Here is a 13,457-nt window from a genome sequence, read left to right as displayed (position 1 = left end):
GCTGCCTTACACCACAAGGCCCGCAACGCAATCAGAGGCGCCCAATCACAGACGAGCAGTTACCGCCTTGGTCTCGAGATAGGCGTCCAGCCCCTCCTGACCGAACTCGCGCCCCCAGCCCGACTGGCCATAGCCGCCGAACGGGATGTTGGTGCCGACCGCGCCGTGGCAGTTGATCGAGACCTGGCCGGCGCGAATGCGCTTGACCAGGCGGTGCGCCGTCGAAAGATCGCGCGTCCACACGCTGCCCGACAGGCCATAGGGCGTGTCGTTGGCAAGGGCGGCAATGGCGTCCAGATCGTCGCCCTCGAACTTCTGCACGGCCATGACCGGGCCAAAGATCTCCTCGCGCATCAGCGGCATGGCGTTGTCGCAGCCGCTGAACACCGTGGGCTGGATGAAGTTGCCCGGCCGGTCGAGCTTTTCGCCCCCGACAACCAGGGTCACGCCATCGGCCTTGGCCCGCTCGATATAGCCCATGACCTTGGCCGCGTGTCCGTCCGAGATCATCGGTCCCTGCGTGGTTGCGGGGTCAAGGCCGTGGCCCAGCGTCATCACCTTGCACAACGCCGCGACGCCTTCCATCAGCGCATCGTGGATCGCGGCATGCGCGAAGATGCGCGTGCCGGCCATGCAGTTCTGGCCCTGCAGGAAGAACGTCGCCATCGCCACGCCCGGCACGGCCAGCGCCAGATCGGCATCGGGCATGACCACGACCGGGCTCTTGCCGCCAAGTTCGAGGCTGACCTTCTTGAGATTGCCGAGCGCCGCCTGGATGATGCGCTTGCCCGTAGCGGTCGATCCGGTGAACGAGATCTTGTCGACGCCGGGATGCTCGGCCAGAGCCTGCCCCGCCTCTGCCCCCACGCCGTTGACGATATTGACCACGCCCGCCGGAATCCCGGCTTCGAGGATCATGCCACCCAGCGCCAGCGCTGAAAGCGGGGTTTCCTCCGATGGCTTCATCACCACCGTGCAGCCCGCCGCCAGTGCCGGGGCGAGCTTGAGGATGGCGGTCGAAAGCGGCACGTTCCACGGCACGATCTGCCCGGCCACGCCCACCGGCTCGCGCAGGGTATAAGTCAGCGCTTCGGTCTCGGCGGCGATGTGGCGCGGCGGGGCGATGGTCGTCCCCTCGATCCGCATCACCGCGCCCGCATAGTAGTCGATCATCTCGACGCAGTTTGCGGTGGTCAGCCCGGCGATGAAGCGCGGCATGCCGTTGTCGATCACGTCGAGTTCGGTCAGCAGCGTGGCGTTGGCGTCCATCACCCGCGCCAGCTTGCGCAGCAGCGCGGTACGCTCGGCCACGGTCATGCGGCCCCACGGCCCTTCGAACGCGGCGCGCGCGGCCTTGACTGCGCGGTCCACTTCCGCCGCGCCGCCCGTCTGGAACCTTGCCAGCACAAGGCCCGTCGCCGGATCACGCGTTTCCAGTTCGCCTGAACCTTCGACCCATTGCCCGCCGATCAGCAGGCGGTGCGTTTCCTTCAGGAAACGCTCCGTCTCCGGCGCGATCGGGTTGCCGTCAAAGGGAACTGGCGAAACGCTCATACTTCGACGGTCCTCGGGTCATAGGTGAACAGGCCGAGCGATTCCTCGTCCTTCATCTCGCCCAGGCCGAAGAGGTCGGTGTCCTGTCCCTGCATGCGATCGGCGTTGGCGTTCGATTCGCGCTGGATGAACGTGGCGCGTTCGTGACGGGCCTTCTCGTACCGGGCAAGGCCCTCTGCCGCGGAATCCGATGCCGCCAGCGCACGCGCCAGCACCACCGCATCCTCGATCCCGCAGGCCGCACCATGGCCAAGGAACGGCGTCATCGCATGGGCCGCATCGCCGATCAGCGTGACGTTGCCATCGAGCACCCAGGTATCCATCGGCTTTCGCGCGTTGATCGCCCACTTGAACAGCGGTTGCGCCACCGCCGCCTTCAACAGACGCTGCGCATCCTCGCACCAGTGGCCATAGATCAACTGCAGTTCGGCAGGATCCGCGGGCGTCGTCCAGCCTTCCTCGTTCCAGCCTTCCTGCCGCGCGAAGAACACGAAGTTCATCACCTTCGAACCGCGCACGTTGTAGCGGTTCATCATCGCGCCGGGGCCGATGATGATGCCGGGGAAATCGGAAAGGTCCTGAATCTCTTCGGTCACCGGCACCAGGCAGCGCCATGCGACATGGCCGGTGAAGTGCGGTGCATCATCACCAAAGCGCTGGCGGATAACGCTCTTCACGCCATCGGCACCGATCAGCACATCGGCGGAGAACTGGCGCCCATCGGCCAGCGTCACGCTCGTCCCCTCACTGGAGACGACTTGCGCCCCGGCGATCATCTCCACACCCGAACGCTCGGCCGCGCGGGTCATCACACCGTGCAGGTCGGCGCGGTGGACGGTGATGTAGGGCGCACCGTACTTTGCGCGCTGGGTTGACCGGTCCATCGCCACCAGCGTGCGCCCGTCCTTCCAGTGCTGGATGCGCTGGCGCGTCGGCTCGACCGCAACCGCTGCCGCTTCCTCGCAGATGCCGATGAAATCGAGACCCTTCATCGCGTTCGGCGTCAGCGTCAGCCCGGCACCGATCTCGCCAAATTGCGGCGCGCTTTCCAGCAGCGTCACCTTGAAGCCCTGCTGGGCAAGCGCGGCAGAGGCGGTCATGCCCGCAACGCCACCGCCGACGATCAGGATGGTCTGCGGCTTGCTCACTTGGCGCCGCCTTCAAGCTGGCCCGGAATGTGGCTCCCATGGTTGGCGAGATACCACTCGGCGATCTCCTCGCGCGTGGCCCACCACACGCCCGGCAGGCTCTTGGCGTGTTCGATGAATTCCCGCAGCGCGCGCACGCGATGGGCGCGGCCCGAAACGTGCGGGTGCAGCCCAAGGTTCATGATCCGCCCGGTCTTCGCCCCTTCGGCGTACAGCACGTCGAGTTCCTCGATCAGCGCATCGCGGTATTCGTTGGTGGTGTAGTTCTTGCGGGTGATGAAGGTGAAATCGTTGATTTCGTTGGAATAAGGCACGGAGACGATCGGCCCGTGCGGCGTGCGCAGCAGGTAGGGCTGATCGTCGTTCATGATGTCGCAGTAGAAGGTGCAGCCATATTCGGCGAGGATGTCTGCCGTCTGCATCGTGCCGCGCAAGCTGGACGAGAGCCAGCCCTTGCTCTTGCGCCCGGTGAACTTCTCGAACTGTTCAAGGCTGCGCAGGATAATGTCGCACTCCTTGGCCGGTTCATGCGCGAAGCTTGAAAGCAGCTCGCCCTGTTCCCAGTTGTGGGTGAGCAGCTCCCAGCCACGCTCAAGCACGGCATCGGTCATCGCCTTGCGCCGCTCGAACGTCACGGCATTGGTGGTGCAGCTGGCCTTCACGCCCAGTTCGTCGAACAGGTCGATCAGCCGCCACAGGCCGACGCGCTGGCCATATTCGCGCCAGGTGAAGTTGGGAAAATCGGGCGTGTTGCCGGGCAGCACGTCGGGCAGGATCGCCGGGCCGCCCGCGTAATAGGGCTTGTCGGTATCCTTGGTCAGGTCCCACGTCTCGAGATTGAACGTGAGGATCAGAGCAACGCGCGCACCGTTCGGCCAGACCAGCGGCTGGCGCTGCGGCAGCGGGATGTAATCGTATTCCATCAGTGATTTACCCCTGAATCCAGATGCCGCCTCAGGCGGTCAGAACTTCAACCGACCGCGTCAGGCGGTCAAAACTTCAAGTGCGACGCGCTCTGCCGATTCCAGCGCGCCTTCCAGCCCGCGCGCGCCCTGTGCGGTGTGCTCGCCGCAGAAGTGGACGCGGCCCGCCGGCTTGATCATCTCGTCGAGCCACTTGACCTGGCCTGGTCCGAAGAACGAAACGTCCCCGCCATTGAAGCGCTCGCCCGCCCAGCTGAAATAGCTGTGCGCGGAAACCTTCCCCTTGGCGGCAGGACGCAGCGTCTCGATCTGGCGGACCACCATCGCCTTGGCCGCTTCTGCGCCCATGCGATCCCAGTACAGCGCCAGATTGCCGCGCGCCTGCACGATGAAGCCGGTGATCTCCTCCGCCGTGGCGCCATAGCGTTGCGGCATCACCGTGCCCAACGGCCCGTCGGTCCACATGCCGGGTGCGAGCTTGTCCTCATCCCAGAACGGCGCGGTCGCCGTGACGAACACCATCGAAATCGGCTGATAGCCCAACTGGCCGACAGCCTGTGCCTGCATGCCTTCAAGAGCAGGCAGGACCTTGACGTTGCGCAGCGCCGAGAACGGCAGGGAGCAGATGACGCGCGGCGCGCTGAAGGTGGAGCCATCGGCAATGTGTACCGTAACGCTCGCGCCATCCTGCGTGATCGCCACAACCTCGCGGCCAAGCAGGACATCGCCCTTCAGCAGCTTGGCCATGCCGGTGGCAAGGTGGATGTTGCCGTTCTTCGCCGACAGCGATCCCGCACCGGCGGCCGCCTGGCCTTTCACGAAGCCGTCGTTGTATTCCATCATCAGGGACGAAACGTCCCATGCGTTCACGCCGTAATAGGGCGCGATATCGTTGCACAAATGGATCGCGGCGTCCGAAAGCCCCTGCGCCTTGAGGTATTCGTACAGCGAGATATCCAGCGCCGCGTTTGCCGGATCGTGCCAGCTCGTCCAGTCAGCCAGACGGTTGTTGTCCGATACCACCTTGCCGACAACCTCGCCGGGCATCAGCATCTTCAGCTTGTCCGGCAACGGATTTCCCGGGAACGCCGCCCATTCGGCGCGGGTCATCGGTTTGCCGTTGATCCACAGCAGCGGCGGCGGGCCTGAACGCCAGCGCTCGCCCACCTCGACCATTTCGACCCCGGCACGATTGGCGGCATCGAGACCACGACCGTAGCCAGCCGCCATCGAATTGAAGCCCATTTCCGGATAGCCCGGCTGATCGAGCAGGGTCCAGATCCGCCCGCCGACACGCTCGCGCGCCTCGATCACGGTGACGGTCTTGCCTTCCTGCTCGAGCATCCACGCCGCCTGCAGCCCGGATACGCCTGCGCCCAGGACGATCACGTCGCTCTGCCCCGGCTTGCGCGGCGCAACTGCGGGCGCAGGCTTCTTCGTCTTGCGCGCGGCCATCGCCGGCTGGCTGGCGGCGAGTGCGGCAAGGCCGAAACCTCCCAGCGAGAATGTGCGGCGGTCCATCGTCATAGGTCTGCAGTTCCCTTGCGCCCGAACCATAGGACAGGCCTGATCACGCTGCCAATCGCCACAACGATGAGGTCAATGTCGATTGCCCGGGTGGCGCTCACCACCTGTCGGATAGACAAGCATGGCTTTCGGAAAATACGCCAATCACGGATAGGCGAAGGCCATAGCTTCATGCGAAACATCCGCACCGGAGGCCCCATGAAATCCCTGAAAGTGCTGCTCTCGGCGCTGATCCTCACGCCCTTGGCAATTCCTTTGCCGGCTATCGCGCAGATGGCCGCCAATGCGCCCGATTCGCCCGCCACGCCGCGCCTCACCGTGGCGCAGCTGCGTGGCAAGTACGCCGAACGTCAAAGCCGCTACATGACTGTCAAGGGCATGGAGATCCATTACAAGGACGAAGGCCCGCGCAAGGCCCCGGTCCTGCTGATGATCCATGGATCGCAAAGCAGCCTGCGCACTTGGGACCGCATCACCGTGCTGCTCAAGAAGCGCTACCGCGTGATCCGCTTCGACATTCCGGGCTACGGCCTGTCCTCTCCCGCAACCGACGAAGCCGCCACCAGCGTCCAGCCAGTGGAAATCACCGAGGGCCTCCTCGAAGTGTTAGGCATCAGGAAAGTGGCCGCTGCCGTGGGCGTTTCCAGCGGGGGCACCATGGCCATGTACCTTGCTGCCAAGCGCCCTGAGATGGTGGAGCGGCTGATCCTGTCCAACACCCCGTCAGACCCGGTGACAACCGGTCACATGGTCCAGACCCCGGCCTTCCTTGCCGCGCAGGATCGCGTGCGCAGGACCGGCTATCAGGATTTCGATTTCTGGGACCAGTACCTGTCGTTCTTCGCGGGCGACCCGGCGCGGATCAGCCACCGCACGCGCATGGAGTACTGGGATTTCAACCGCCGCAGCCCGGAGAAGCATCCCATCGCCATGGTTGCCCGCATCGGTGACGGCAAGCAGGCCGCCATCGAGATGGCGAAGATCACGGCTCCCACGTTCCTCGTCTGGGGCAGCGGCGATCCGCTCCTGCCCGAAGCGGCGGTCACGGCGATCACCCGTTATCTGAAGAACGCCACGATCTCGAAAGTGCTGATGCCCGACGTCGGTCACTATCCGCCGCTGGAAGTGCCAGACCGCTTCGCCCGCTGGATAGAGACTTACGTCGAAGCCGGAGTCCCCAAACCGTGAAACCGCGCACCCTTTACGAAAAGCTGTGGGACTCTCATGTGGTCGCCGATCTCGGCGCAGGTGAAGCGCTGCTATATATCGACCGGCACATCGTCCATGAGGTTTCCAGCCCGCAGTCGTTCGTCGCCATGCGCGCGAAGGCCCGCAGGCTGCGCCGCCCGGAAACCCACCTCGCCGTAGCGGATCACGCCATTCCCACGCGCCAGCGCGGCACGATCGAGGATCCTCTGGCCGCCTCGCAGATCGCCGAGCTTGAAGCCAACGTGCGCGAATTTGCCGTGCCCTATGCCGAGGTCAATGGCCCCGAACAGGGCATCGTCCACGTCATCGGCCCGGAAACCGGCTTTACCCTGCCCGGCACCACGATCGTCTGCGGTGACAGCCACACCACCACGCACGGCGCATTTGGCGCCCTTGCGTTCGGCATCGGGGCGAGCGAGCAATCGACTGTCATGGCCGCCCAGGCTCTGCGCCAGACGCGCGCGAAGGCGATGAAGGTCGAACTTGTCGGCGAACGCCACCCGCTGGTCTTCGCCAAGGACATCGCACTTGCCCTGATCGCGCGTATCGGCGCGAACGGCGCGGTGGGCCACGCGGTCGAATATGTCGGCCCTGCCGTCTCCGCCATGTCTATGGCCGAACGCATGACCCTGTGCAACATGACCATCGAGGCCGGAAGCCGCATCGGCCTGGTGGCGCCTGACGAAACCACTTACGCTTTCATCAAGGACCGCCGCCTTGCGCCCAAGGGCGATCTGTTCGCCAGGGCATGCGAATTTTGGGGCACACTGCGCAGCGATCCCGGCGCCAGATATGACCGGACCGTCACGCTCGACCTGGGCGAGATCGACCCACAGGTCAGCTGGGGCACCAGCCCCAACCAGACACTGCCCATCAGCGCGTCGCTGCCCGATCCAGCCCATATTGCCGACCTCACGGAGCGGCGCGAGACCGAAAAGGCGCTGGCCTACATGGGCCTTGAACCCGGCGCTCCGCTGCTCGGCACCCCGATCAGCCACGTGTTTATCGGATCGTGCACCAATGGCCGGATCGAGGACCTGCGCGCTGCCGCGGCCATCGCCCTGGGGCGCAAGGTTGCGCCCGGCATCAAGGCCATCGTCGTTCCCGGCAGCATGGCCACGCGCAAGGCCGCGGAATCGGAAGGAATCGACCGCATCCTTACCGATGCAGGCTTTGAATGGCGCTTTTCCGGATGTTCGATGTGCGTTGCGATGAACGATGATCGGCTTGCCGCCGGAGACCGCTGCGCCTCCACCAGCAACCGCAATTTCGAAGGCCGCCAGGGCCCCGGCGGTCGCACCCACCTGATGAGCCCCGCCATGGCCGCAGCCGCCGCCATCGCAGGGCATATCGCAGATGCGCGGGAGTACGTGGCATGAACGGGTTCACCACCGTTACCGGCCCCGCCGCCGCGATGCCGGAAGAAAACATTGATACCGACATCATCTTCCCCGCGCGCTTCCTTTTGCTGACCTCGCGCAATGGCCTGGGCGAGCACGCGTTTCACGATCGCCGCTATCACGCCGACGGCAGCGAAGTGGCGGGCTATGTCCTCAACACCGATCCCTTCCGCAGCCCCCCGGTTATCGTCGCCGGCGCGAACTTCGGCTCGGGCTCCAGCCGCGAACAGGCTGTCTGGGCACTCCACGGCCTTGGCGTACGTGCGGTCATCGCGCCTGCCCTGGGCGAGATCTTCCACAACAATTGCCTGCGCAACGGCATCGTGCCGATCATCCTCCCGCCCGATCAGGTGGCTGACATGCTGGCCTGCGCTGCTGCCGGCGTGCAGTTCACGGTCGATCTCGAAGCGCAGACCGTCACTGTCGGCACTGCCAGCCCGATCCAATTCGAAATCGCGCCCGAAAGACGGCTTGCCCTGCTCAACGGATGGGACGAAACCGACCTCGTGCTGGCCCGCTTCGAGAGCGACATCGCCGCGTTCGAGGCCGGACAGCGCAAGATCCAGCCCTGGCTTTACCTTGAGGAAACGACTGCATGAGCGAAACGGAAGACCTGCTGGCCAATTACAAGAAGGCCTATGAACGGCGGGTAGGCTTCGGCTTGCGCCCGGCGCTGATCCTGATCGACTTCTGCATGGGCTATTTCGACGAATCCTGCGAACTTTACGCCGGAGTGGACGATGCCCTCGCCTCGGCGCTGCGCGTGCGCGAAGCTGCCCGCGCGGCCGGCGTGCCGGTGATCCTCACCAACGTGGTCTACCACTCCAGTGCGATCGACGGTGGCCGCTTCTTCGAAAAGGCCGCGCCGCTGAAGAACTTCCTCAAGGGCAGCCCGATGGGTGCCTGGGGCCCGGGCCTCGAACCTTTCGAGGACGAACTGGTCATCTCGAAGCAATACCCCAGCGCCTTCTTCGGCACCTCGCTCGCCTCGACGCTGACGGCCATGGGCGTGGACTCCGTCCTGCTCACCGGCCTCACCACTTCAGGCTGCGTGCGTGCCAGTTGTGTCGATGCGATGAGCCATGGCTTCCGCACCGCCGTCATCGCCGATGCCTGCGGCGATCGCCATGCCGCCCCGCACGACGCCAACCTGTTCGACATGAACGCCAAGTATGCCGACGTGGTGAGCGAGGCAGAGGCAACGGCGTTCCTCGGCACGCTCAAGGCCTGATGCGCCTCAACCGGCGCATTGCCGTCATCACCGGGGCCGGCCTCGGCATCGGCAAGGCGACCGCTCTGCGCTTTGCCGAAGAAGGGGCAAGGCTGGTCCTGGCCGAGCGGGACGAGGCGCGGCTGCATGAAGTGGCCGCACTTGTCCGAGGTCTTGGCGCCGAAGTGCTCCCCATCCCCTGCGATGTGACCGATGAATCGAACGTCGCCAATCTTGCGCAGGAAGCGGCAACGCTCGGCCCTGTTTCTATCCTCGTCAACAATGTCGGCGGCGGACGCAGCGGGCGGATCACCGACCTTTCCGTGGCCGACTGGGACCACACGATGACGCTGTCCCTGCGTTCGATGTTCCTGTGTACCCGAGCCTTCGTACCGGTGATGCGGCAACAGGGTCATGGCCGCATCGTCTGCCTCTCGTCGGGTGCGCGCAATGGCACTGTCTGGAATGCCTTCCACGTCGGCGCCAGCGCCTATTCCACCGCCAAGGCCGGCGTCACCGGCTTCGTGCGCACACTGGCGATCGAACTGGCCGACCACGGCGTGACGATCAACGCCGTTTCACCCGGTCCGATCGATACCGAACTTGCCGGGCCATACCTCAGGAGAATGCACGAAGACGGGCTCGAATACTCGCCGATCCGCATGACCCCGTTGCACCGTCTCGGCACCCCGCGTGAAGTTGCAGATGCCGTGCTGTTTCTGGCCTCAGACGAGGCAAGCTATATCACCGGCACCACGCTTGACGTCACCGGGGGCGCTGACCGTCTGCTGTCACTGCTGCAATCAGGCTGTGCAAATCCGACAGGCGAACAGGCCCGCATTGAGTCCTTCGCTGTCATGCGTCTGAAGCCATCCTGTCAGCAGAACAAGGGCAGCGAATCCGCTGTCCGGGGATTTCGCCAGATGACCGCTGATCTGACCCGTCGTTCCGTGATGTCCGCGCTGCCACTGGTTGCCGGCCTTGCCGCCGCTCCAGTCGCTGCTGCCAGCCCCCGGGGCAAGGCATTGTCCGCAATCACCGATGCCGAAGCGGCAGAACGGCTGCAAGACCCGGCAACCCGCGCCCGTGTGCGTGCCCGCGTTGCCGGATCGTGCGAGGCCGAAACGGTCAACATCTTCTACCGCCTGAACGTCTACGGCTTCACCGGCGAAGGGAACCTGGTGCCATTCTACACGCTGAACCACCTCAGCGTGAACGAATGGACGCCGCTTCCCGGCCACCGTTATCAAGCCAGAACCTTCGAATGCGGCGTCTATTGCGCTTTCGATACCGACGATGTGCTTGAAGAATGGAAGAACCCGCTGACCGGCGAAGTGCGCAAGCCCTTCCAGTTCCTCGGCGGCCCCTTCACCGTAACGCATGGCCCTGATGGCATGGTGGCCATGGGCGCTGAACTCACACCGAAGCCGATGCGCATGGAAGCCTATGGCGGCACGCTGTTTGTCAGCGCCATGGCCGACATGGCCCGCCCCAACCCGGTCAGCCCGGAGAAATTCCCGAAGTTCTCTTCCGGCCCGATTGCCTATTGGGATACGGTGTCCACCATCGGTGCGCCGACGGCGCAGGCTTTCGACGAGACCCTCAGTTCGGCCGACGCCTTCCATCATTTCCAGAACATGGGTTCATGGCACCCCTGGATGGCGATGGGTTCACGCCCTGGTCGCACCTATGGCCGCGCCGCCGGGGTGAAAGTCCGCTCGCTCGATCAGATCCCCGCCAGCGCCCTGAAGGGCCTGCACGACCACACGCCCGAGATCTTTGACCGCAAGGGCTGGACCAGCCCGCGCTTCGATATTCTCGATTACATGGCTGGCAATCCAGCCTGACGACCCGATACACGGGAGAGGCATAAACCAGAACAAATACAACAATACCGGCGAGATCGCGCAACGCGACACGCCAAAGCAGGGACGAACCGGGATGGGGCGTGGCGCCTCCCGCTCAATTTTCTATCGAGGGAACACATGAAGATGAAGTCATTCACGAAGCGCTCTGCCGCTTCGCTCTCCGTCATGGCGCAAGTCCTGACTGTCGGCATCGCCAGCATGGCAGTCGCAACGCCGGGCTTCGCGCAGGAAGCCCCGCAGGCTGCCGAAGAGAGCGAGCCGGGTGCAATCGTCGTGACCGCCCGCAAGCGCGAGGAAGACCTGCTCAAGACGCCGGTCACCGTCACTGCGCTCACCGGCGAGACACTGGCCGTGCGCGGCGTCGTGTCGATGCAAAGCCTGGCCAACAATACGCCGGGCATCAACATCAACAACAACTCCTCGGGCCATGCCGACCGCTCGTTCCAGCAGATCAGCCTGCGCGGCTTCACGCCGGTTTCGACACTGGCGACCACCACTTCGCTGTTCATCGATGGCGTGCCGATTGCCTCGCCTTCGCCTTTCACTGCCATTTCGAACCCCGAACGCATTGAAATCCTGAAGGGTCCGCAAAGCGCCTACTTCGGCCGCAACACTTTTGCCGGCGCGATCAACGTGGTGAACAAGAACCCGTCGAGCGAATGGACCGCCAGCGTGCTGGGCATGGCGGGCACGCGCGAGAACTATCGCGTGCAAGGTTCGATCGAAGGGCCGATCATCGGCGAGGCTCTGACCTTCCGCCTGAGCGGCGACTACTTCACCAAGAACGGCTCCTACACCAACCCGGTCGATGGCCGGACCCTGGGCGATGAATCCTCGCGCACGTTCACCGCGCTGATCGTGGCCAAGCCCACCGAACGCCTGACGATCAAGGCCTTCGGCATGGTCGCCCGCGACGACGACGGTGCTTCGGCCTCGGCACGAATCCAGGCCCGCGATATCAAGAAGGCCGATGGCACGGTCCTCTATGCCAGCCAGTCGAACTGCACCGTAAATGGCAATCCCTACATCTGCGGAACCCTGCCCGGCCTCGTGAATCCGGTCAGCGCCAACACCACCGTGACCAATGCGCTGCGGGAATGGCTCGCCAATCCGCAGGGCCGCCTGGTCTCGCCCAGCGATGGCGTGCAGGACTATGGTCTGCTGCGCAACACCCGCCACCTTCACCTCGTGGCCGATTACGAAGTCACCGACGAGCTGACTGCCTCGCTGCTCGGCGGCTACAACACCGAAGAGTGGACCACGCTGATCGACCTCGACGGGCTCGATACCCGTGCGCTCACCAATGCGGCCTATCCCAACGGCTACTTCGACTTCCCCTTCCTGATCGAGCGCAAGACCCAGGACTTCTCGGTCGAAGGCCGCCTCGCATATGACAGCGGCCCGTTCCGCGCTGTCACCGGCGTCAGCTTCCTCAAGGCACAGCTCCGCGCTGGCCAGGGATCGCAGATCTTCGGCGGCCGCCCGGCCTTTGGCGGCAAGAGCCAGAGTGAAACGCTCGGCGCCTTCTTCGGGCTGACCTACGACTTCACCGACCGACTCTCGGCCAGCGTTGAGGGCCGCTACCAGGAGGACAAGATCTCCTCGTTCGTCGGCCCGAACGGCCAGACCGTGTCAAGCCCGGTCTATGTTCCGGCAGGCACTTACACGCCCTATTCGCTGCTGGCACAGAAGACCTTCAAGAACTTCACCCCGCGCGTGATCGTGAACTTCCAGGCGACGCCTGACTTCATGGTCTATGGCTCGGTGGCCAAGGGCGTGAACCCTTCGCAGTTCAACACCTTCATCGTCTCGCAAAGCGATGCGATCCAGCAGCTTGCCAGGGACAACGGCATTCCGCTGGCGGTCGATCCGGAAAAGATCACCAACTTCGAACTGGGCGTAAAGGGCCGCGCACTGGATGGCGCAATGCGCTATACCGTTGCCGGATACTATTCGCTGTGGCGTGACCAGATCACCAGCTACCTGTTCACGGTTGGCTCGGGCCTCTACAGCGGCTCGGCAAACGCGGGCTCCACCGATGTCTACGGCATCGAAACCGAAGTGTTCTGGAAGGCCAGCGACCTCATCACCATCGATGCGGCAGCCGCCTACAACCAGACGCACATCAACTCGTTTGTCGCTCCGGCTGTCACGACGCTGACCGGCATCACCGACTTCCGCGGCAAGGAACTGCCCAACACCTCGAAGTGGTCGGCCAACGTCGGCCTCACTTTCAATGGCGATCTCAAGGGTATCGACGATGGCCGCTGGTTCGTGCGTGGTGACTGGAACTTCAAGTCGGGCATGTGGTCGAACCAGGCGAACATCGTCAAGACGCCGGATCTCCACTTGTTCAACGCCCGCGTCGGCGTCAGCAAGGGCGATACCAGCCTCGAACTGTTCGTGACCAACGTGTTCAATACCAAGACCTATACCAGCATCGCCGACAACTGGGTGATCGATCCGTCGCTGTCGTTTGCCAAGTACAACGCGGTGCAGGTCGGCCTCCCCGAACTGCGCACCGCCGGTATCCAGGTCCGCACCAAGTTCTGATGTGAACTTCACGGTCTGATTGCCAGAACGGGGCCGGGCGCTTTTGGAGCGCCCGGCCCTCTTCG

General features: G+C 64.2%; 10 protein-coding genes. 6 read left to right on the top strand and 4 right to left on the bottom strand.

All coding sequences use genetic code 11. From position 1 onward, the window contains the following. Positions 1 to 45 precede the first annotated feature (45 nt). From C7W88_RS19080 to C7W88_RS19065, 4 genes are read right to left on the bottom strand one after another with little or no spacing between them, the layout of a single operon-like run. Positions 46 to 1,554, bottom strand: a complete 1,509-nt coding sequence (locus C7W88_RS19080) for an aldehyde dehydrogenase (protein WP_118075134.1) — start codon at positions 1,552 to 1,554, stop codon at positions 46 to 48. Next, entirely contained in the window at positions 1,551 to 2,702 is a 1,152-nt protein-coding gene (locus tag C7W88_RS19075; protein ID WP_118075133.1) for an FAD-dependent monooxygenase, read from the bottom strand. The genes C7W88_RS19080 and C7W88_RS19075 overlap by 4 nt, the downstream gene beginning before the upstream one ends. After that, positions 2,699 to 3,625 (bottom strand): polysaccharide deacetylase, encoded by a 927-nt coding sequence (locus C7W88_RS19070; protein WP_118075132.1) that lies wholly within the window; start codon positions 3,623 to 3,625, stop codon positions 2,699 to 2,701. The genes C7W88_RS19075 and C7W88_RS19070 overlap by 4 nt, the downstream gene beginning before the upstream one ends. Positions 3,626 to 3,685: 60 nt before the next feature. Further along, the gene (locus C7W88_RS19065; protein WP_118075131.1) at positions 3,686 to 5,152 is read right to left on the bottom strand and encodes an NAD(P)/FAD-dependent oxidoreductase; all 1,467 of its coding nucleotides are present in this window, start codon (positions 5,150 to 5,152) and stop codon (positions 3,686 to 3,688) included. 198 nt (positions 5,153 to 5,350) lie between these two features. On the opposite strand from C7W88_RS19065, the gene C7W88_RS19055 reads away from it, so the two are divergent. The 6 genes from C7W88_RS19055 to C7W88_RS19030 all read left to right on the top strand — a co-directional run bounded on the left by C7W88_RS19055 (position 5,351) and on the right by C7W88_RS19030 (position 13,392). After that, positions 5,351 to 6,340 carry an alpha/beta fold hydrolase gene (locus tag C7W88_RS19055; protein ID WP_118075129.1) on the top strand — a complete coding sequence of 330 codons (990 nt, stop codon included), beginning with the start codon at positions 5,351 to 5,353 and terminating at the stop codon, positions 6,338 to 6,340. Further along, a complete protein-coding gene (gene leuC / locus C7W88_RS19050; protein ID WP_118075128.1) occupies positions 6,337 to 7,740 on the top strand; it encodes a 3-isopropylmalate dehydratase large subunit in 1,404 nt (467 codons plus the stop codon). Before C7W88_RS19055 ends, leuC begins: the two co-directional genes overlap by 4 nt. Next, on the top strand, positions 7,737 to 8,360 hold the full coding sequence (gene leuD / locus C7W88_RS19045) for a 3-isopropylmalate dehydratase small subunit (protein ID WP_118075127.1): 624 nt from the start codon (positions 7,737 to 7,739) through the stop codon (positions 8,358 to 8,360). The genes leuC and leuD overlap by 4 nt, the downstream gene beginning before the upstream one ends. Further along, positions 8,357 to 8,992: an isochorismatase family protein gene (locus tag C7W88_RS19040; RefSeq protein ID WP_118075126.1), complete on the top strand. Its 636-nt coding sequence runs from the start codon at positions 8,357 to 8,359 to the stop codon at positions 8,990 to 8,992. The genes leuD and C7W88_RS19040 overlap by 4 nt, the downstream gene beginning before the upstream one ends. Beyond that, positions 8,992 to 10,818, top strand: a complete 1,827-nt coding sequence (locus C7W88_RS19035; protein WP_118075125.1) for an SDR family oxidoreductase — start codon at positions 8,992 to 8,994, stop codon at positions 10,816 to 10,818. Before C7W88_RS19040 ends, C7W88_RS19035 begins: the two co-directional genes overlap by 1 nt. Positions 10,819 to 10,962: 144 nt before the next feature. Further along, positions 10,963 to 13,392 (top strand): TonB-dependent receptor, encoded by a 2,430-nt coding sequence (locus tag C7W88_RS19030; RefSeq protein ID WP_240345105.1) that lies wholly within the window; start codon positions 10,963 to 10,965, stop codon positions 13,390 to 13,392. The last annotated feature ends 65 nt before the right edge of the window (positions 13,393 to 13,457 follow it).

It is taken from the genome of Novosphingobium sp. THN1 (genome assembly GCF_003454795.1).
Lineage (GTDB): Bacteria > Pseudomonadota > Alphaproteobacteria > Sphingomonadales > Sphingomonadaceae > Novosphingobium.
This window is presented reverse-complemented; position numbering and strand designations above follow the sequence as displayed.

Coding starts and splice junctions, on each gene's coding strand:
- C7W88_RS19055 (WP_118075129.1), top strand. CDS start 5,351: ATGAAATCCCTGAAAGTGCTGCTCTCGGCGCTGATCCTCACGCCCTTG.
- C7W88_RS19065 (WP_118075131.1), bottom strand. CDS start 5,152: ATGACGATGGACCGCCGCACATTCTCGCTGGGAGGTTTCGGCCTTGCC.
- C7W88_RS19030 (WP_240345105.1), top strand. CDS start 10,963: ATGAAGTCATTCACGAAGCGCTCTGCCGCTTCGCTCTCCGTCATGGCG.
- C7W88_RS19080 (WP_118075134.1), bottom strand. CDS start 1,554: ATGAGCGTTTCGCCAGTTCCCTTTGACGGCAACCCGATCGCGCCGGAG.
- leuD (WP_118075127.1), top strand. CDS start 7,737: ATGAACGGGTTCACCACCGTTACCGGCCCCGCCGCCGCGATGCCGGAA.
- C7W88_RS19035 (WP_118075125.1), top strand. CDS start 8,992: ATGCGCCTCAACCGGCGCATTGCCGTCATCACCGGGGCCGGCCTCGGC.
- C7W88_RS19070 (WP_118075132.1), bottom strand. CDS start 3,625: ATGGAATACGATTACATCCCGCTGCCGCAGCGCCAGCCGCTGGTCTGG.
- C7W88_RS19040 (WP_118075126.1), top strand. CDS start 8,357: ATGAGCGAAACGGAAGACCTGCTGGCCAATTACAAGAAGGCCTATGAA.